Consider the following 18,732-nt stretch of genomic DNA (forward strand, 5'->3'; position numbering starts at 1 on the left):
GCGGTGACAAAGCCCTGCAGCAGCTGGTTCCAGACGTCCACGGTCGTGCCCTGAAGTGAAGGTGCCGGTCAGATCCAGCCGGTGGACGTGAGCCCGGGCAGGTTGAGCCCGAGCAGCTGCGTGAACATCCAGAACACCGGGGCCGCGATCGCGAAACCGACGGCGGCATCGACGAGCCAGGCGCGCACGCCCAGGTCGAGCCGCCCTTCGGCCGCCTTGAAGCCGCGGACCGCCAGCACGAAGCAGAGCGTGCAGCTGAGGATGAAGCCGATCCGCGTGATCAGCGCAGCGGTCACCAGCACGGCGACGGAGACCCAGACGAAGCCCGGCCAGTAGCCGTGCGCCGCGCCCGACGGTTCCTCGCGATTGCGAAAGCCGCCGGTCAGCGCCTCGCGGATCAGCAGCACGCCGCTGATGGCGAGCATCGCCGCCACCACCCACGGCAGGAAGTTCGGGCCGACGCCCGAATAGACCGCTTCGGACGAGATGGTGCTCGCGGCGACGCCGATCGCGAGGGCCGCCGCCAGCGTGCCGATGCCGATCGCAAGCGGCGCGTTCAAATCATTCCCGACTTGGCCATCACCGCGCGCAGGCTGGCGAACTCGTTGTCGACGAAGCGCTCGAACTCGTCGCCGGTCATCAGCGCCGGCGTCCAGCCGTTCTTGTCGACGGCCTCGGTCCAGCTCTTCTGCCGGGTCGCCTTGACGATCAGGTCGATCAGCTCCTTGCGCTGCTGCGGCGTGATGCCGGGTGCGCCGTACACGCCGCGCCAGTTGCCGATCACGACGTTGTAGCCCTGCTCCTTCATGGTCGGCACGTCGATGCCCTTGATGCGGGTCTCCGACGTGACGGCGATCGGCCGCATCTTGCCGCTCTTGATGTACTCGGCGAACTCGCTGTAGCCGCTGCCGCCGACCGTGACGTTGCCGCCCAGGATCGCCGCGATCGCCTCGCCGCCGCCGCGGAACGCCACGTAGTTGATCTTCGACGGGTCGACGCCGACCTCGCGGGCCAGCATCGCCGCGGCGATGTGCTCGGTCGAGCCGCGCGAGCCGCCGCCCCACTTGACGCTGCCGGGGTCCTTCTTGAGCTGCTCGACCACGTCCTTCATGTTCCTGAGCGGCGAATTCGCCGGCACCACGAAGACGTTGTATTCGCTCGTCAGGCGCACCAGCGGCGTCGCCTGCGTCAGCGTCACCGGCTGCTTGCTGGTGATGATGCCGCCGAGCATCACGGCGCCCATGGTCATCAACGCGTTCGGGTCGCCCTTCGAGTTGAGGAACTGCGCGAGGCCGAGCGCGCCCGCGGCGCCGCCCTTGTTGTCGAAAGTCACCGACGCCGCGCCCGCGTCCTGCAGCGCCTTGCCCAGCGCGCGGCCCGTGAGGTCCCAGCCGCCGCCCGGGTTCGCCGGAATCATCATCTTGAGGTTGGCGGCGGCGCGGGCCAGGCCGGGCAGCGTGCCGGCGGCGCCCAGCGCGACCAGGGTGCGCAGGAAGGTGTCTCGACGCATGGTGGAGTCGCGAAGTTGGGATCGGCCCATTCTCCAGCCGGCCACCCTGCTCACCAGAGGGTCACCTCTAGGTGAAAACGCGAACGACGCCCGCTCCGGGAACGGGTCTGCCGCTTGCCCGAAAATCGCGCGATGGCAGCGGCAGAACCCTCCTCCGGCGTGCGACTCGACAAGTGGCTGTGGGCGGCGCGCTTCTTCAAGACGCGCTCGCTCGCCGCCGAGGTGGTCGACAAGGGCCGGGTGTGGGTCAACGGCATCCTCGCCAAGCCGGCACGCGAGATCCGCGCCGGCGACCGCATCGAGCTGCGCGACGGCGCGCTCACCCGGACGTTTGTCGTCGCCGCGGTGTCGGCGGTGCGCGGCCCGGCGCCGGTTGCGCAGACGCTCTATGCCGAGACGCCCGAGAGCATCGCCGCCCGCGAGGCGTACGTCGCCGCGCGCAAGCTCGCGCCGGAGCCCGCGGCGGCGTTCGAGAGCGGCCGTCCGACCAAGCGCGACCGGCGCCAGCTCGCCGACTGGAATCGCTGGAGCGCGTCGGTCGACCCCGACTGAGGCGTGCCCCGGCCCTCTCGAGCCGAGCCGGAAAATTTCGTGTCATGCCCCTCTTGAAAGCAAGGGGATCCGCCTCACGTCGGCCGGATGAACGACTTCAACCAACCCAACCCCGCCGCCGAAGGCGAAGCACCGCCGACTGACGCCGCGCTTCAGGCCGAACCGACCGTCGACCTCGACGCCCGCCTGGCCGAGCTGTCCGACGCGTACCTGCGCGCCAAGGCCGAGACCGAGAACATCCGCCGCCGCGCCGAGGAAGAGGTGGCCAAGGCGCGCAAGTTCGCGGTCGAGACCTTCGCCGAGAGCCTGCTGCCGGTGCGCGACAGCCTCGAGGCGGCCCTGGCGATCCCCAACGCGACGTCCGAACAGGTGCTCGAAGGCGTTCACGCCACGCTGCGCCAGCTGACCAGCGCGCTCGAGCGCAACCGGGTCGTCGAGATCAACCCGACCGCCGGCACCCGCTTCGACCCGCACCAGCACCAGGCGATCAGCGTGGTGCCTGCCGCCCAGGAAGCCAACACCGTGGTCAGCGTGCTGCAGAAGGGCTACCTGATCGCCGACCGGGTGCTGCGGCCGGCCCTCGTCACGGTCAGCGGAGCCGCCTGACGCGCCGGCGGCGCCGCTTGAAAAAGCCGACCTGCTGCCCTACTTCGAACGCATTCGACATTCATCTCTAGGAGAACAACAAATGGCCAAGATCATCGGGATCGACCTCGGCACGACCAACTCGTGCGTGGCGATCATGGAAGGCAACACGACTCGGGTGATCGAGAACAGCGAAGGTGCGCGGACCACGCCGTCGATCATCGCGTACCAGGAAGGCGGCGAGATCCTGGTCGGCGCCTCGGCCAAACGCCAGGCCGTCACCAACGCCAAGAACACCATCTACGCGGTCAAGCGCCTCATCGGACGCAAGTTCACGGAGAAGGAAGTCCAGAAGGACATCGACCTCATGCCCTACAAGATCGTCGCCGCCGACAACGGCGACGCGTGGGTCGAGGTGCGCGGCCAGAAGCTCGCGCCGCAGCAGATCTCGGCCGAGATCCTGCGCAAGATGAAGAAGACCGCCGAGGATTATCTGGGCGAGGCCGTGAGCGAGGCCGTCATCACGGTGCCGGCGTACTTCAACGACGCGCAGCGCCAGGCGACCAAGGACGCCGGCCGCATCGCCGGCCTCGATGTGAAGCGGATCATCAACGAGCCGACCGCGGCCGCGCTGGCGTTCGGCCTCGACAAGACCCACAAGGGCGACCGCAAGATCGCGGTGTACGACCTCGGGGGCGGCACGTTCGACGTGTCGATCATCGAGATCGCCGACGTCGACGGCGAGAAGCAGTTCGAGGTGCTGTCCACGAACGGCGACACGTTCCTGGGCGGCGAGGACTTCGACCAGCGGATCATCGACTACATCATTACCGAGTTCAAGAAGGAGCAAGGCGTCGACCTGTCGAAGGACGTGCTCGCGCTGCAGCGCCTGAAGGAAGCCGCCGAGAAGGCCAAGATCGAGCTCTCGAACAGCTCGCAGACCGACATCAATTTGCCGTACGTGACGGCCGATGCGTCGGGCCCGAAGCACCTCAACATCAAGCTCACGCGCGCCAAGCTCGAAGCGTTGGTCGAGGACCTGATCGAGCGCACCATCGCGCCGTGCCGCACCGCGATCAAGGACGCCGGCGTGTCGGCGAGCCAGATCGACGACGTCATCCTGGTCGGCGGCATGACCCGCATGCCGAAGGTGCAGGAGAAGGTCAAGGAGTTCTTCGGCAAGGAGCCGCGCAAGGACGTCAACCCGGACGAGGCGGTCGCCGTCGGCGCCGCGATCCAGGGCCAGGTGCTCACCGGTGACCGCAAGGACGTGCTGCTGCTCGACGTCACCCCGCTGTCGCTCGGCATCGAGACGCTCGGCGGCGTGATGACGAAGATGATCCAGAAGAACACGACCATTCCGACCAAGTTCTCGCAGACCTTCTCGACCGCCGAGGACAACCAGCCGGCGGTGACGATCAAGGTGTATCAGGGCGAGCGCGAGATGGCGTCCGGCAACAAGAGCCTGGGCGAGTTCAATCTCGAAGGGATCGCTCCGGCGCCGCGCGGCATGCCGCAGATCGAGGTCACGTTCGACATCGACGCCAACGGCATCCTGCACGTGGGCGCGAAGGACAAGGCGACCGGCAAGGAGAACAAGATCACCATCAAGGCGAACTCGGGCCTGTCGGAAGCCGAGATCGAGCAGATGGTCAAGGACGCCGAACTGAACGCGGCCGACGACAAGAAGAAGATCGAGCTGATCCAGGCGCGCAACGCCGCCGACGCCGCGATCCACAGCGTGCGCAAGAGCCTGGGCGAGCATGGCGACAAGCTCGAGGCGGGCGACCGCGAGAAGATCGAGTCGGCCCTGAAGGATGCCGAGGCATCGCTCAAGGAAGAGGACAAGTCGGTGATCGAGGCCAAGACCGAAGCCCTGATGGCCGCAAGCCAGAAGCTCGGCGAGAAGGTCTACGCCGAGCAGGCGGCGCAGGCTGGCGCGGCCGGCCAGCCCGGTGCCGCTGAGGCGGCGGGGGCCGCTGGCGCAGCCGGTGCCGGATCGGCGCGGCCGGCGAACGACGACAACGTCGTCGACGCCGACTTCAAGGAAGTCAACAAGGGCTGAGTCCCTTTCCTTCGCGGGAGCCGGTTCGGGCTTGGGCATGCGCCGAAGCCCGAACCGGCTTTTTGCGCACCAGCGAACGACATGCCCTTGGGGCCACGATCATCCGGAGCGTGATTGCAGATGAGCAGCAAGCGAGACTATTACGAAGTGCTGGGGGTGCCGCGCAACGCCTCCGACGACGACATCAAGAAGGCTTATCGCAAGCTGGCGATGAAGCATCACCCGGACCGCAACCAGGGTGAAAGCTCGAAGGCGGCCGAGGAGAAGTTCAAGGAGTGCAAGGAAGCCTTCGAGATGCTCTCCGATCCGCAAAAGCGCGCGGCCTACGACCAGTACGGTCACGCCGGCGTCGACCCCAACCTCGGCATGGGGCGGGGCGGTGCCGAAGGCTTCGGCGGCTTTGCCGAGGCCTTCGGCGACATCTTCGGCGACATCTTCGGAGGCGCCGCCGGACAGCGCCGCGGCGGCCAGCAGATCTACCGCGGTGCAGACCTCAGCTACGCGATGGAGATCACGCTGGAGGAGGCAGCCGCGGGCAAGGAAACCCAGATCCGCATCCCGGCCTATGACCCGTGCGACACGTGCAAGGGCAGCGGGGCCAAGCCCGGCACGAGCCCGATCAGCTGCACCACCTGCCACGGCAGCGGCACGGTGCAGATGCGGCAGGGCTTCTTCAGCATCCAGCAGACATGCCCGCAGTGTCACGGCAGCGGCAAGATCATCCCCGAGCCGTGCCCGACCTGCCATGGCCAGGGCCGCATCAAGAAGAACAAGACGCTCGAGGTGAAGATCCCGGCCGGCATCGACGCCGGCATGCGCATCCGCTCGAGCGGCAACGGCGAGCCCGGCCCCAACGGCGGCCCGAACGGTGACCTCTACATCGAGATCCGCGTCAAGCAGCACGACATCTTCGAGCGCGACGGCGACGACCTGCACTGCACGGTTCCGGTCGGCATCACCACCGCGGCGCTCGGCGGCACGGTCGAGGTGCCGACGCTCGGCGGCCGCGCCGAGGTCGAGCTGCCCGAAGGCACGCAGCACGGCAAGACGTTCCGCCTGCGCGGCAAGGGCATCAAGGGCGTGCGCTCGACCTATCCCGGCGACCTGTACTGCCACATCAGCGTCGAGACGCCGATCAAGCTGACCGAGCACCAGAGGAAGCTGATGAAGGAGCTCGACGAGTCGTTCCGCAAGTCGGGCGATCGTCATTCGCCGAGCGCCAAGAGCTGGAGCGATCGCGTCAAGGACCTGTTCAAGGCCTGACGAGGGCCCGCTCGCAGCGGCTCACGCCGATCCGTTGAGGTCGGATGTGTTCGCGCTCGCCGCGACGCCGCTTCGAGCGACTGCCGGCGCGCGAGACATCGGCGTTCAGCCGAACAGATCCTGCTGCGCCCCTGCCTTGCCTGCCGGCGCGGCCCGGGTCGGCCGGCGGAACTGCGTGACGTCGAGCTCGATGCGCGAGCTGTCGAGCCGATTGCGCGCGATCGCCTTCTTCAGGCGCTGCTGCAGCAGCTCGGCCCACACACCCTCGCCCTTCATACGCTTGCCCCAGCGCGCGTCGTAGTCCTTGCCGCCGCGCATCTCGCGCACGCGCGCCATGACGCGCGCCGCGCGGTCGGGGAAGTGCTCGTCGAGCCAGCGCTGGAAGATCGGGTTCACCTCCCACGGCAGGCGCAGCACGATGCCGAACGCGGCGCGCGCACCCGCCGACGCCGCGGCTTCGAGCAGCCGCTCGATCTCGGGCTCGTTGATGAACGGAATGATCGGCGAGACGCTGACACCGACCGGAATGCCTGCCCTGGCGAGCGCCTCGATGGTGCGCAGGCGCCGATGCGGCGCCGCCGCGCGTGGCTCGAGGATGCGCGCGAGCGCGGGGTCGAGCGAGGTCAGCGACACGTAGACCGCGGCGAGCTTCCGCGCCGCCATCGGCGCGATGAGGTCGAGGTCGCGCTCGATGCCCGACGACTTGGTGACCAGCGAGAACGGGTGCGAGCACTCGGCGAGCACCTCGATCACCGAACGCGTGATGCCGAGCCGGCGCTCGACGGGCTGGTAGGCGTCGGTCGCCGAGCCGACGTTGAGATGCTTGGCCACGTATGACGGCTTCATGAACGCCTCGCGCAGGCGTTCGGCCGCATTCACCTTGGCGATAATCCGCGTCTCGAAGTCGAGGCCCGGCGAGAGGTTGAGGTAGCTGTGGGTCGGCCGCGCGAAGCAGTACACGCAGCCGTGCTCGCAGCCGCGATACGGGTTCACCGAGAGGTCGAACGCGAGGTCGGGCGAGTCGTTGCTCGAGACGATGCTGTTGACGCGTTCCTCGACAACCGTGGTGTCCGGGGCGAGCCGCTCCTCGCTCGCGTCCTGGTCGAGCGTGCCCCAGCCGTCGTCGAAGCGCTCCGCATGCTCGGGCTTGAAACGGTGCTCGATCAGCCACGCGGTGCCACGCCCCTTCAGCGGGCTGGCGCGGGGCAGCCGGGGCTCGGGCGACGGTTCGGGCGGCAGGCGATCTCGCGCGTCCATACTGTATGAATATACAGCATTCGTGCAGGCGCTCGCCCGCGCGTTGCGCACGCCAGCCCTCGCCCGATGCGGCGCCGAGCTGTAGCGCTTCTGCAGTCCGAGCCGAGCTGCGCTACGGCCGCATCGACACAGCTTGTTGCACCCCGGCGTGTCGAGTGCCTTTTCCGCCTACTGCGGGCGGCGAAGCCGCGCCGGATGATGTTCTACTTCGCAGTTGTTCGAATCGGACTGCCGCCGAAAGCTCGATGCATCCTGTCGTCCTGAAAAACGTCGCCCGTACCTACCAGCTCGATGCCGTCGACGTGCCGGCGCTCACCGACATCAACTTGGTGATCCTGCCGAACCGCTTCACGGTGCTGTCGGGCCCGTCCGGGAGCGGCAAGACGACGTTGCTCAATCTGATCGGCTGCATCGACCGGCCGGACAGCGGAACCATCATGGTCGGCGGCAAGGCGGTGCAGACCATGGACGACGACACGCTCTCGGACTTCCGCGCCAAGCAGCTCGGCTTCATCTTCCAGAACTTCAACCTGCTGCCGGTGCTGAGCGCGTTCGAGAACGTCGAGTACCCGCTCCTGATGGCCAAGATGCCCAAGGAGCGGCGGCACCGCCGCGTCAGGAAGCTGCTCGACGCGGTGGGTCTTGCCGACAAGGGAGCGCACCGGCCCGGGCAACTCTCGGGGGGCCAGCGCCAGCGCGTCGCGATCGCGCGTGCCCTCGCGCGCAAGCCCCAGCTCGTGCTCGCCGACGAGCCGACCGCCAACCTCGACAGCAAGACCGGCGTCGAGATCCTCGAGCTGATGCGCAAGATGCAGCGGCGCTACCAGGTGTCGTTCGTCTTCTCGTCGCACGACCCGAAGCTGCTCGACGCCGCCGACGACGCGATCCACATCCAGGACGGCCGCATCACCGGCATCGAGCGACGCACGCTACAGCGGGAGCTCGGCGCATGAACACGTTCTCGCTCGCTCTGCGCAATTTGATGCGCAACCGGCGCCGTTCGCTGATGACGCTGCTCGCGATGGTGCTCGGCATGGTCGCGGTGCTGCTGTTCGGCGGCTTCGTCCGCGACATCACGTATCAGCTGCAGTCGGGATACGTGCAGCGCTCGGGGCACCTTCAGATCCAGCGCAAGGGCTACTTCCTGTACGGCAGCGGTGACCCGGCAGCGTACGGCATCGCCGACTACGAACGCATCCTGAAGACGGTCCGCGCCGACCCGGTGCTCGCACCGATGCTGATCGTGGGCACGCCGGTGCTCAACTTCGGCGGCATCGCCGGCAACTTCGCCGCGGGCGTGTCGCGCACCGTGTTCGTGAGCGGCTACGAGGTGCAGGGTCAGAACCTGATGCGCGAGTGGAACGACTACCGGCTGCGACTGGTGCCGAGCCGACTCGCTCTCTCCGGCTCCGGGCCCGACTCGGCGGTGATCGGCACCGGCGTCGCCCGCGTGCTGCAGCTCTGCGGTGCGCTCGAGGTGCCAAACTGTGTCGCCGCGCCGCCGTCGGACAGCGCGCCGCCGCCGGCCGCGGCGAAGGGGGCGGACCTTCCCGACGACATCGCCGGCCTCTCGGCACCGGCCGCCAAGCCAGCCGGGCCCGCGGCGGCGGCGAGCGGCGTACCGCGCATCGAGATCCTCGCCGCGGGTGCACGCGGTGCCCCGAACGTTGCCGCGGTGAACGTGGTCCGCGCTGAGTTCCAAGGCATCAAGGAGCTCGATGACGTGCACGTCACCATGCATCTCGCGCAGGCGCAGAAGCTGGTGTTCGGTCAGTCCGCACCGAGAGCCACGGCGATCGCGCTGCAGTTGCATCACACCCGGCAGGTGCCGGCGGCACGCGAGCGCCTGCAGCAGATCCTCGAGACCACGTTCAAGGACAACCCGCTCGAGATCATCGACTACGAAACGCTCAACCCCTTCTACGGCCAGACGCTCGGGATGTTCGCGGCGATCTTCGGCTTCATCTCGGCGCTGATCGGCGCGGTGGTGCTGTTCACGATCAGCAACACGATGAGCATGACGGTGGTCGAGCGCACGGTCGAGATCGGCACCGTGCGCGCGCTGGGCTTGCGCCGCGCCGGCATCCGCAAGCTGTTCCTGACCGAGGCGATGGTGCTCGGCGCGATCGGCTCGGTGGTCGGACTCAGCGCGGCCGTCGCGCTCGCGTGGGTGATCAACTTCATGGGGCTGACCTGGATGCCGCCCGGCGGCGTCGAGCCCTCGCCGCTTGCCGCGCAGGTCGCCGGCGAGCACATGATGATGCTCGGGAGCGCCCTCGGCCTGATCGCCGTCGCGTCGCTCTCGGCGCTGCTGCCGGCGACCCGCGCCTCGCGCATGAACATCGTCGACGCCCTTCGACACGTCTGAACCATCATGAGCAAGCTCCTCACCCTGGCCCTTCGCCACGCCCGCACGACACTGCTCGGCGTTTCGGTGGCCTGTGCATCGGCCACCGCGTTCGCCGCGGTCGACGCGCAGGCCATCCTCGCCGCCAGCGACAACGTCCGCAACCCGCCCAAGCCGTTCGGCGTGACGGTCCAGTTGATCGAATACCGCAACAAGAAGCAAACCGAAGGCAACACGCTCGAGGTCTATTCGAAGTCCGATCCGGCGAGCGGTCAGTTCCGCAGCCTCATTCGCTTCGTGGAGCCGACGCGCGACGCCGACAAGCTGCTGCTCAAGAACGGCAACGACCTCTGGTTCTACGACCCGGCCAGCAAGGCCAGCATCCGGCTCTCGCCGCAGCAGCGCCTGCTCGGCCAGGCCGCCAACGGCGACATCGTGACGGTGAACCTGGCCAAGGACTACACCGCCACCTTGATCGGCGAAGAGGATCTCGTCGACGGCGAGAAGGTGAACCGGCGCTGCTACAAGCTGCGCCTGACGGAGCGCTCGCCCGACGTCACCTACAACCAGATCGAGATGTGGATCGAGGTCGGCACCGCGCGCCCCGTGAAGGCGCTCTACTACGCCGAGAGCGGCCGCCAGCTCAAGACCGCGTACTACCGCAAGTTCCAGTCGCAGCTCGGCGCCGAGCGGCCGACGGAGGTCGTCATCATCGACGGCCTCGATCCCAACTGGGTGACCGTGATGCGCTACAGCGACTTCGCGTCGCGCAACGTCCCCGACGCGTGGCTGCAGCGCGACTATCTGCCGCGCTTCAAACCGGAATGACGATGCTTCGAACCACCGCGGCGCTGGGCGCCCTCACCCTCGCCACCACCGTGGCCCTCGCGGCCGAGCCGGCGCCGGCGCCGGGCGGCGCCGACGCCGACGCGCTCGACCTCGCCGACAACACCAAGGAGGTCGCGGCCAAGCCGCAGCGCAGCTGGCGCGTGTTCGGCGAGGCAGGCGTCTCGCGCAGCTGGGAGCCCGGGCACGAGTCGGGCACCGAAGGCGGCCGACTCTCGCTCGACCTGCGCTACGACGGCACGCTGGCGCCGGGTCTGCGCGCCGTGTTCTCGGACCGACTGGACCTCGGGCGTTCGTCGGTGCCGCCCCGCAAGACCAACATCAACACGCTGCGCGAGGCGTACCTGAGCTGGCAGGTGCGCCCGGACGTGGTCGCCGACCTCGGACGCGTCAACCTGCGCTACGGAGCGGCGCTCGGCTACAACCCGACCGACTTCTTCCGCTTCGGCGCGCAGCGCTCGATCGTCACCCGCGACCCGGTGAGCCTGCGCGAAAACCGCCAGGGCACGTTCGTTCTGCAGGGGCAGAAGCTCTGGAGCGACGGCTCGCTGTCGGCGGTGTATTCGCCGTATCTCTCGGACAAGCCGAACGACTCGACGTTCGCGATCGACGCCGGCTCGACCAACTTCCGCAACCGGTGGCTGCTGGCGGGCTCGTACAAGCTCGGCTCGCAGTTCAGCCCGCAGGTGCTGCTGCACGGCGGCGACGACCAGCCGGTGCAGGTGGGCCTCAACCTCTCGAGCGTGGTGAACAGCTCGACGGTCGCGTTCTTCGAGTACGCGGCCGGGCGTTCGCGCTCCCTCATCGACGAGGTGCAGGACGACCGTGCGCACAAGCATCTGCAGCAGCGTGCGGCTGCCGGCCTCACCTACACCACGAGCTTCAACCTCTCGCTGACGGCCGAGGCCGAGTACAACAGCGCGGCTCCCCGGCGCGGCCAGTGGCGGGCCTACCGCGGCGCCGGCCCGTTCAATGCGCTGGCACTGCTCGGCACGAGCCAGCGCGACCAGGAGCTACCGGTTCGCCGCGCCCTTTTCGTGTACGCGAACTGGCGCGACCTCGGCATGCGCAACTTCGACGTGTCGGGCTTCGTGCGCCAGGAGTGGGAGACGCACAGCCGCGAGATGTGGACCGAGGCGCGCTACCACTGGGGCAGCAACGAGGTCGCGCTGCAGTACCTGCACTACGGCGGCAACTCGCGTTCGGTTTTCGGTTCGGTGCCCGAAGGCCGTCGCGTCGAGCTGCTCTATCGCCGCTTCCTCTGACGCGGCGACAGGCGCCCGGCGTCAGCGCGCACCGTCGACCAGCGCGAGCGATCGCGCCAGCGTGCGCACCAGGTCGCTCTGCGTGATCACGCCGACGACGCGACGTTCGGCATCGATGATCGGCAGGTGGTGGTGCCCGCCGGCCGCGAACAGCGGAAGCAGATCGACCACGAACCGATCGGCGCTCGAGACGCGCACCGTGCGCGTCATCACGTCGCCGATCACGCCCTCGGGCTCCGGCGCGGCCGGCCTCCAGCGGCCGAGCATGCCGCGCAGACGTTCGCCGACGCGCCCGCGCGCGATGCGCGTCTCGGCGCCATCGGCAAGGTTGGCGGCGGTCACGATGCCGAGGATGGCGCCACGCGCATCGACCACCGGCAGTGCCTTGATGCGGCGCTCTCGCATGAGCCGGCGCGCGTCGGCAAGCGCCGTCGCCGCGCTCACCGTGACCGGCGGCGTCGTCATCACGTCGGCGCAACGCAGCGCGCCGAGGCTGCGCCGGTAGGCGTTCTGCTCGGCCTCGTGCAGCAGGTCCTCCAGGTCGTCGCGGCTGACGTCGAGCACCTGGTTGTAGCGCGCGAGCGCAGCGTCGAGGTCCTCGGCCGAGAGGCGCATGCCGGGCGCGCGTGACGCGGCCGGAGCCGCCGGCTGCTGGGCGTGCGGGTAGCGGCGACCCGTCGCGTGGTTGTAGGCGATGCCGGCGAGCACGAGCAGCAACGAACCGGTCAGCACCGGCGCGATCGCGCGCCGTCCAGTGCGTGCTGTGAGCAAGCACCATCGAGAGGGCCATCGCACCGCCCGGCGGGTGCAGGCAGCGCAGCGCGAACATCGCGGCGATCGCGAGCGCGACCGCGAACGCAGCCGCGAGTCGCGGCTCCGGGATCCACGCCGCGCAGGCGACGCCGACCAGCACCGCGATGCCGTTCCCGCCGACCACGCTCCACGGCTGCGCGAGCGGGCTGGCCGGCGTCGCGAACACCAGCACCGCGCTCGCGCCGAGCGGCGCGACGAGAAAGAGCCCGAAGCCCGCGCGCCCGAGCAGCGCAATCCCGATCGCCACGAACGCGATGCCGACACCGGCGCCGGCGATCGTGCGCCAGCGCTCGCGCGCGTCGACGTGGACCGGAGCGGGCCAGAAGCTGCGCAGGAAGGCGGCCGCACGCGAGGTCGGGTGCGCCAGCGGAGCCGGCGCCACGGGCGTCACCGCGTCGGCAGGAAGCGCCGACGCCAGCGGCGCGGATGGGAGGGGCGGTTTCATGCAGGAAAGCGAGGGCTCGCGGAGCGGGCTGCGCATGCTGCCGCCCGAGCGCAGGGCAAGCCGGGCGACGAGCGACGCCGATGTGGCGCGGTGCAGACCGCGGGGTGACGCGGAGCCGCGGGTTCGCGGGCGGCGCCATTGTCCCCTCGCCGGCTGGCGAGCGTCGCGACGCATCCCAACGCCATCGCCGGCGCAGCCACCGGCTCGGGCGGGTCGCAGCGTCGGTGTGCGCCGGGCGCGGCGACGTCACCGCTCGTGCTGCCGACCTGCCCAGACTCGCCAGGACCATTCGTCCGCCCCGCGAGCCGGGTGCGCTCGCCCACCGTGATCCGGACCGTCCCGCGCAGTGCGCAGCCGAGCGCGCGCCAGAATCGCGCATGCCATCGCCCGGCCCGCTCGACGACCTGCGCGCGATCGCCGCCACGCTCGACGGCATCGACGTCGAGTGCTACCGCCGCCACGATCGCCACCCGCACGAGCCGGTGCTCGGCCTCGGCGCGCCGCAGGCTCGCTGGTGCTTTTTCGGGCGCGACCCGGGCGAGCAGGAAGTGCGGCTGCAGCAGCCGTTCGTGGGGCCGGCGGGTCAGAACATTCGTGCGGTGCTGAGCGAGCTCGGGGCCGATGCGGCCGACGTCTACTGGATGAACACGGTGCCGTTCAAGCCGCTCGGCAACCGGCCGTGGAGCCTGGCGGTACGGCGCCGCTGCCGACCGCCACTGCTCGAACTGCTCGCCGGCTGGCAGGGCCGGCGCGTGATCGCGTTCGGCGAGGCAGCGTTCGGCTGGTTCGGACTCGGGGACGCCACGCTGCGGCGCGAGCTCGACGCGTTCCGGACCCGCGCCGACACGTACGAGGCCGAACTCGACGTGGTGCTCGACATGCCCGACGCGACCGTGCGCCGCTTGACGCTCTGCCCGGTGCCGCATCCGTCGGGTGCGAACGCGCGCTGGGCACGCGCGTTCCCGACGCTGCTGAAGGCACGTCTCAGAGCCACCACCTGATCCACGTGCGGGCCTCGCGCAGGTCGTCGCGCGCCGGCGGGTGCGGCTCGGCACGCTCGTGCACCGGAGCACCGGCGGCGCCGAGCCGCGGCAGCAGCATGCCGACCTCGCGGCGATATGCCCGGTAGCGATCGCCGAACTGGGCAACGAGGTCGCGCTCCTCGAAAGCGATGCCGACCAGGATGTAGGCCGACGTCATGGCGGCGAACAGCAGGTGCCCGGCGCTCATGACCGGCGTGCTCCAGAACGCGAGCATGAAGCCGACGTAGATCGGATGCCGCACGTGCCGGTAGAACGGCGGTACGCGGAACTCGGGCTCGGCGGCGGCGCGCCCGCGCCAATGACGCCACACCTGCTTGAGGCCGAACAGCTCAAAGTGGTCGATCTGGAACGTCGACGCGAGCACCAGCGCCCAGCCGAGCGCGCTCGTTCCGGCCAGGGCCCAGCCGAGCGGCGTCGCGCGCAGATCCCAGAGCGTGCCGGGAATCGGCCGCCATTCGAGGAAGAGCACGAGCAGCGCCAGGCTCGCCAGCAGCACGTAGGTGCTGCGTTCGACGACGGGCGGGACGACGCGGGTCCACCAGCGCTTGAACGCCGGCCGCGCCATCAGGCTGTGCTGGATCGCGAAGACGCCCAGCAGCAGCACGTCGACGAGCAGCGAGAGCGCGAGCGACTCCTCGGCCGCGCTTGCCGGCAGGCCGGCGTCGATCGACTTCGGCACGACGACGTTGCCGACGAAGCCGATCGCATAGAGGAAGGTGACGAGAAAGATCGTGTAGGCGACGCCGCCGTACAGGGTTGCAGGAAGTCTCATGGTGGTCTCCGTGAAGGCGGAAGGGCCGGCCCGCCCGCCACGACCGACGGCCGCGGCGTCAGGCGGGGCGGCGGGCGCTCAGTAGCCGGTCATCGGCTCGATGACGCTGCGCACCTCGCTCACCTTGCTGGCGGGAAAGCCGCTCAACCGGGCGTGCTCGTACACCGACGCCTCGTGGTCGGCGAGGTAGATGCAGAAGGTCTTGTCGTCGACGACGTACGACTGCACCCACTGCACCTTGCCGGCGAGCTTTTCGAGGGCGGCGTTGGAAGTCGCCGAGGCGTCCTTGAGCTGGGCGCGGTCGAGTTGGCCCACGCCGGGAATGTCGCGTTCGATCACATAGCGCTTCATGGTCAGATCCTTCAGTTCGGGAAAGCAGTCCCGCAGCGTCGAGTCGAAAACCGGCGGCCATGCTGCGGGACATGGCTGGCCGCCGGCCGGGGTCATCGGGAGCCGCGTCACGCCGCCGCAGTCGCCCCGGAGGGCGCGCGGCCCGCGCGTGCAGCCACCGCGGTCGGCGCGAACGCACGGGCGGCGCGGGCGAGTTCGATGCGCGCGCGCGTCACGCCCGGTCCATACGGCGACGCCACGAGGCGGCCGCCGAACGATGTGGCCAGGCTCGACATCGCGGTGTTGCCGACGAGCATGTCGGCGACCAGCGTGGCGACGCCGTGACGTGCCGCGTAGCGCAGCAGGCGCTGCATCAGCGCACGGCCGAGGCCGACGCCCTGCCACGCGTCGGCGACCGCGATCGCGAACTCGGCGGTGTCGCCGTCGCACACGTAGCGTGCGTCGGCGACGATGCCGATCGAGTCGCCGGCCTCGTCGAGCGCCTCGGCGACGATCGCGACATGCGCCTCGTGGTCGACGTCGGTCATCTGGCGCAGCAGCGTCGGCGGCAGCTCGACGAGCGCGGCAAGGAAGCGCTTGTGGCGCGAGTCGACGGACAGCGCACGCACGAAGTCCTGCTCGGCCGGCGCGTCGATCGCGAGCACCGGCCGCACCACCACGCAGCGGTCGTCGGCGAGCATGAGGCGGTCGATCAGCGCACCGGGGTAGCGGGCGCGCGTCGCCGGCATCTCGATGCGGGCGCTCACGGTGTCGCTCCGGCGACACGCAGCATCGCCACTTGCAGCGTCCTCGCCGCGCGCTGCAGCGCCGACGGCGCCGGTTCGACGACGAGCACGCGCGTGTCGGCCGCGAGCCCCTGCAGCAGCGCATGCGCGCCGCGAGGCAGCGTGAAGCGGTCGCCGGGCCGCAGCATGTGGTCGTCGGGCTGGCGGTCGAGCGTGAGCCAGAGCAGGCCACGCGTCACGCACAGCCGCGCCGCCCCGCTCATGCGGGCGAGCTCGTCGTTGCGCAGCGAGACCATGCGCTCGTGGGTCGGGTCGATCGTGCGTGCATCCATGGTCGGTTCCTCCTCGGACGTCAGGGCGGAAATGCGGGTGAGCGCAAGGCGTTCGCCGGGCCCGCGTGTGTCGGCGGGCGGGCTCGCGACCAGCAGCGCGGCCGACGCACACGCCAGCGCGACGGTCGAGAGCGTCGGCAGCAGGTGGTGGTCTTCATGGCGTGGCCTCGGCGACTTCGTTCGGTACGACCAATCTAGGCAGCGCGTATGGCAGGCGGATGTCGCGCGGCGGCCGCTCCTGTTTCGTGTGTTGCGCGCGCGGCGCCGGACGGCGGATCGACTCGATCGCCTGCAGCAACGTGAGGTGCAGCACGTCGCGCTGCGCGTGGCTGCCGCCCAGCCGATGCAGGTGCGCCGGCAGGCTCGCGAGCAGGCTGATCGCGAGCGCGTGCTCGCCGCGGCCGAATGCGATCAACGCGCGGCACGCCGGCAGGCCGAGCTGCCGTGTGCTCTCGCCGTGCCGCGTCGGCAGCCACTGGCGGCGCGCGAGCGCCTGCTCGAGACAACGCGCGCGCGACCAATCGCCGGCGCCGACGAACGCGAGCATCGCGTGCAGGTCGTTGAAGCTGCAGAACGCGTCGTCGACGTGCGACTCCCACGCCGCAGCCAGCTCGCGCCAGCGCGCACCGGCGTCGATGCCCTTCAGGCGCAGCCGCCAGAGCAACGCCGCGGCGTCGATGAGGTCGGCGACGTCGACGAGCCCGCCGGCGCGGATGCGGCGGTCGTAGTGCGCGAGCACCGCGCCGGCATCTCCGGATGCGAGATGGAACAACGCCAGATGCCACCAGCAGTGCGTCGCGACCACCGTGCGCTCGCTCCAGAGTGCGGCGTGCGCGTTCAACCAGCGCGCGCCCGCCTCGGGTCGATCGGTCATCTCGAAGACGTGGGCCATCGCGTGGTGCGCGCGCGCGTTGCCGGGCTCGAGCGCGATCGCGTGGCGCGCGGCGTCCTCGGCGCGCGCGTTCTCGCCGCACTCGACGAGCGCGAACGCGTGCATCGCGCGCACCGCATGCGCGCCGGTCAGGTCGTCGGGCCACGCCGGCAGCACGCGCTCGACGCGTTCGCGCATGCGCGTGGTCGCGCCACCCAGGTAGTCGATGCCGCACGCCATCGACAGCGCGAGCACGTCGCGCGGCCGGGCGTCGAGTGCCTGCCCGAGCACGCCGGCGGCGCCTTCGTAGTCGTCGTCGAGGATGCGTTCGAGCGCGGCGATGTGCAGACGCTCGTGCGGGTTCGCCGGCAACGCGGCCGCGAGCTCGAGCACCGGGCGCGCCGAGCGGACCCGGCGCGGATCGCGGCTGCCGACCAGCTTGCACGCGGCGAGCACGTGTGCCATCACGAAGCGCGGCGCGCCCTCGAGCGCTGCGGCGAGCGGATCGTCGCTGTCGGTGCGCCACGCCACGAACGCGGCGAGCGCGCGCTCGTAGGCCTGACGGGCGATCGGATTGCTGCCGGAGACGGGGCAGCCGCGGGGATCGTGCGTGCTCACGGGACATGACTCCGATGACGTGGGTGGCGCACCGCGGGCGCTGGTCGATGAAGCGACGGAACCGCTCGCGATGCGTGCCGCGCTGCCATGGGTGCGGCGTGCCGTCAATCTAGGCAGCCGACGTCGCAGCCGCGTGTCGCGTCCCGCGGCTGCGTGTTTCGTCTGTTTCAGCAGCGCCCCGCAGAAGGGGGAGCGGCCGATTTGTTTCGTTCGTATCAGCGGCGCCCGCGGCGTCTATCCACGCGGCGGGCGCCGTCCTATGCTCGCGCCGACGCCGCAGCGGTCTGGCTCCTTCGGAAGATTCGAAGGCGCCGTGGCGGTCGACACCTCAGCGGAGCAGGAGCGGATGCAGGCGCACGAGGCAGATCCCAAGGCAACGATCCTGGTCGTCGACGACGAGCCGGACGTGCGCGACGTGCTCGAGGAGTACTTCACCGCGCACGGCTACGCGACGGTCGGTGCCGAGAACGCGAGCGCGGCGCGCGCGCACGCCGCCGGGCACCCGATCGATCTGGCGCTGATCGACATCAACATGCCGGGCGAGGACGGCCTCAGCCTCGCGCGCCACCTGCGCGAGCGCTACGAGAACGTCGCGATCATCATGCTGACGTCGGCCTCGACCGTGATCGACCGCGTCGTCGGCCTCGAGGTCGGCGCCGACGACTACGTGGCCAAGCCGTTCGATCCGCGCGAGCTCGCCGCGCGCATCAAGAGCGTGCTGCGGCGCACGGCCGCCGCGCACCGCGCCGACATCGGTGCCGAGCGCGTGCGCGTCGGTCGCTGCGTGCTCGACCTGACCGCCCATCGGCTCACCGACGAGAGCGGCGCCGAGGTCGCGATGTCGCCGCTCGAGTTCGACCTGCTGCAGGCATTGGCGCGCCACCCGAACCGTCCGCTCTCGCGCGAGCGCATCCTCAATCTCGGCCGGCCGCGCGAATGGGACCCGTTCGACCGCAGCGTCGACCTGCGCGTGATGCGCCTGCGCAAGAAGATCGAGCCCGACCCCGAGCACCCGCGCTTCATCCGCACGGTGCGCAACGAGGGCTACGTCTTCGTGCCGGAGGGCACCTGA

The 18,732-nt window shown here is 70.0% G+C and carries 19 protein-coding genes and 1 pseudogene; 10 read left to right on the forward strand and 10 right to left on the reverse strand.

Annotation, left to right across the window (positions count from 1 at the left end):
* Nucleotides 1-68 precede the first annotated feature (68 nt).
* On the reverse strand, nucleotides 69-560 hold the full coding sequence (locus HQN59_RS21375) for a tripartite tricarboxylate transporter TctB family protein (protein WP_176071149.1): 492 nt from the start codon (nucleotides 558-560) through the stop codon (nucleotides 69-71).
* Nucleotides 557-1,510 (reverse strand): Bug family tripartite tricarboxylate transporter substrate binding protein, encoded by a 954-nt coding sequence (locus HQN59_RS21380; RefSeq protein WP_176071150.1) that lies wholly within the window; start codon nucleotides 1,508-1,510, stop codon nucleotides 557-559. The genes HQN59_RS21375 and HQN59_RS21380 overlap by 4 nt, the downstream gene beginning before the upstream one ends.
* 132 nt (nucleotides 1,511-1,642) lie before the next feature.
* Here HQN59_RS21380 and HQN59_RS21385 point away from each other — a divergent pair, with 132 nt between their 5' ends.
* The 4 genes from HQN59_RS21385 to dnaJ all read left to right on the forward strand — a co-directional run bounded on the left by HQN59_RS21385 (nucleotide 1,643) and on the right by dnaJ (nucleotide 5,975).
* Nucleotides 1,643-2,062 carry an RNA-binding S4 domain-containing protein gene (locus tag HQN59_RS21385; protein WP_176071151.1) on the forward strand — a complete coding sequence of 140 codons (420 nt, stop codon included), beginning with the start codon at nucleotides 1,643-1,645 and terminating at the stop codon, nucleotides 2,060-2,062.
* An 87-nt stretch (nucleotides 2,063-2,149) separates the two neighbouring features.
* Nucleotides 2,150-2,668: a nucleotide exchange factor GrpE gene (grpE, locus tag HQN59_RS21390; protein WP_176071152.1), complete on the forward strand. Its 519-nt coding sequence runs from the start codon at nucleotides 2,150-2,152 to the stop codon at nucleotides 2,666-2,668.
* 82 nt (nucleotides 2,669-2,750) lie between these two features.
* Entirely contained in the window at nucleotides 2,751-4,712 is a 1,962-nt protein-coding gene (dnaK, locus tag HQN59_RS21395) for a molecular chaperone DnaK (protein ID WP_176071153.1), read from the forward strand.
* A gap of 120 nt (nucleotides 4,713-4,832) precedes the next feature.
* Nucleotides 4,833-5,975 (forward strand): molecular chaperone DnaJ, encoded by a 1,143-nt coding sequence (gene dnaJ, locus HQN59_RS21400; RefSeq protein ID WP_176071154.1) that lies wholly within the window; start codon nucleotides 4,833-4,835, stop codon nucleotides 5,973-5,975.
* A 105-nt stretch (nucleotides 5,976-6,080) separates the two neighbouring features.
* On the opposite strand, the gene HQN59_RS21405 is transcribed toward dnaJ, so the two are convergent.
* Nucleotides 6,081-7,232: a PA0069 family radical SAM protein gene (locus tag HQN59_RS21405; RefSeq protein ID WP_176071155.1), complete on the reverse strand. Its 1,152-nt coding sequence runs from the start codon at nucleotides 7,230-7,232 to the stop codon at nucleotides 6,081-6,083.
* Nucleotides 7,233-7,477: 245 nt separating this feature from the next.
* Here HQN59_RS21405 and HQN59_RS21410 point away from each other — a divergent pair, with 245 nt between their 5' ends.
* From HQN59_RS21410 to HQN59_RS21425, 4 genes are read left to right on the forward strand one after another with little or no spacing between them, the layout of a single operon-like run.
* Nucleotides 7,478-8,185, forward strand: a complete 708-nt coding sequence (locus tag HQN59_RS21410; protein WP_176071156.1) for an ABC transporter ATP-binding protein — start codon at nucleotides 7,478-7,480, stop codon at nucleotides 8,183-8,185.
* The gene (locus HQN59_RS21415; RefSeq protein ID WP_176071157.1) at nucleotides 8,182-9,600 is read left to right on the forward strand and encodes an ABC transporter permease; all 1,419 of its coding nucleotides are present in this window, start codon (nucleotides 8,182-8,184) and stop codon (nucleotides 9,598-9,600) included. Before HQN59_RS21410 ends, HQN59_RS21415 begins: the two co-directional genes overlap by 4 nt.
* A 6-nt stretch (nucleotides 9,601-9,606) precedes the next feature.
* Nucleotides 9,607-10,407: an outer membrane lipoprotein-sorting protein gene (locus HQN59_RS21420; protein WP_176071158.1), complete on the forward strand. Its 801-nt coding sequence runs from the start codon at nucleotides 9,607-9,609 to the stop codon at nucleotides 10,405-10,407.
* Nucleotides 10,408-10,409: 2 nt separating this feature from the next.
* Nucleotides 10,410-11,690: a hypothetical protein gene (locus HQN59_RS21425; protein WP_176071159.1), complete on the forward strand. Its 1,281-nt coding sequence runs from the start codon at nucleotides 10,410-10,412 to the stop codon at nucleotides 11,688-11,690.
* Between the two features lie 21 nt (nucleotides 11,691-11,711).
* Here HQN59_RS21425 and HQN59_RS26905 read toward each other — a convergent pair whose 3' ends face one another.
* Both HQN59_RS26905 and HQN59_RS26910 read right to left on the reverse strand, forming a co-directional pair.
* Nucleotides 11,712-12,422, reverse strand: a complete 711-nt coding sequence (locus HQN59_RS26905; protein ID WP_342451272.1) for a CBS domain-containing protein — start codon at nucleotides 12,420-12,422, stop codon at nucleotides 11,712-11,714.
* An 88-nt stretch (nucleotides 12,423-12,510) separates the two neighbouring features.
* A pseudogene (locus HQN59_RS26910) lies at nucleotides 12,511-13,122 on the reverse strand (HPP family protein); the annotation flags it as partial.
* Between the two features lie 203 nt (nucleotides 13,123-13,325).
* Between HQN59_RS26910 and HQN59_RS21435 the strand changes: the two are divergent.
* Nucleotides 13,326-13,949, forward strand: coding sequence for a uracil-DNA glycosylase family protein (locus tag HQN59_RS21435; protein WP_176071160.1), 624 nt, complete (start codon nucleotides 13,326-13,328; stop codon nucleotides 13,947-13,949).
* Here HQN59_RS21435 and mddA read toward each other — a convergent pair.
* The 5 genes from mddA to HQN59_RS21460 all read right to left on the reverse strand — a co-directional run bounded on the left by mddA (nucleotide 13,933) and on the right by HQN59_RS21460 (nucleotide 17,660).
* Nucleotides 13,933-14,763 (reverse strand): methanethiol S-methyltransferase, encoded by an 831-nt coding sequence (mddA, locus tag HQN59_RS21440; RefSeq protein ID WP_176071161.1) that lies wholly within the window; start codon nucleotides 14,761-14,763, stop codon nucleotides 13,933-13,935. The genes HQN59_RS21435 and mddA overlap by 17 nt on opposite strands.
* Before the next feature lie 78 nt (nucleotides 14,764-14,841).
* Entirely contained in the window at nucleotides 14,842-15,114 is a 273-nt protein-coding gene (locus HQN59_RS21445) for a DUF4242 domain-containing protein (RefSeq protein WP_176071162.1), read from the reverse strand.
* Between the two features lie 107 nt (nucleotides 15,115-15,221).
* The gene (locus HQN59_RS21450; RefSeq protein WP_176071163.1) at nucleotides 15,222-15,860 is read right to left on the reverse strand and encodes a GNAT family N-acetyltransferase; all 639 of its coding nucleotides are present in this window, start codon (nucleotides 15,858-15,860) and stop codon (nucleotides 15,222-15,224) included.
* Entirely contained in the window at nucleotides 15,857-16,171 is a 315-nt protein-coding gene (locus HQN59_RS21455; RefSeq protein ID WP_176071164.1) for a DUF2917 domain-containing protein, read from the reverse strand. Before HQN59_RS21455 ends, HQN59_RS21450 begins: the two co-directional genes overlap by 4 nt.
* A 154-nt stretch (nucleotides 16,172-16,325) precedes the next feature.
* On the reverse strand, nucleotides 16,326-17,660 hold the full coding sequence (locus HQN59_RS21460) for a tetratricopeptide repeat protein (RefSeq protein WP_176071165.1): 1,335 nt from the start codon (nucleotides 17,658-17,660) through the stop codon (nucleotides 16,326-16,328).
* A gap of 313 nt (nucleotides 17,661-17,973) precedes the next feature.
* Between HQN59_RS21460 and HQN59_RS21465 the strand changes: the two genes are divergently transcribed.
* Nucleotides 17,974-18,732, forward strand: coding sequence for a response regulator (locus tag HQN59_RS21465; RefSeq protein WP_342451273.1), 759 nt, complete (start codon nucleotides 17,974-17,976; stop codon nucleotides 18,730-18,732).

The organism is Rhizobacter koreensis, assembly GCF_013366375.1.
In the GTDB taxonomy this organism is placed as follows: Bacteria; Pseudomonadota; Gammaproteobacteria; order Burkholderiales; family Burkholderiaceae_C; genus Schlegelella_A; species Schlegelella_A koreensis.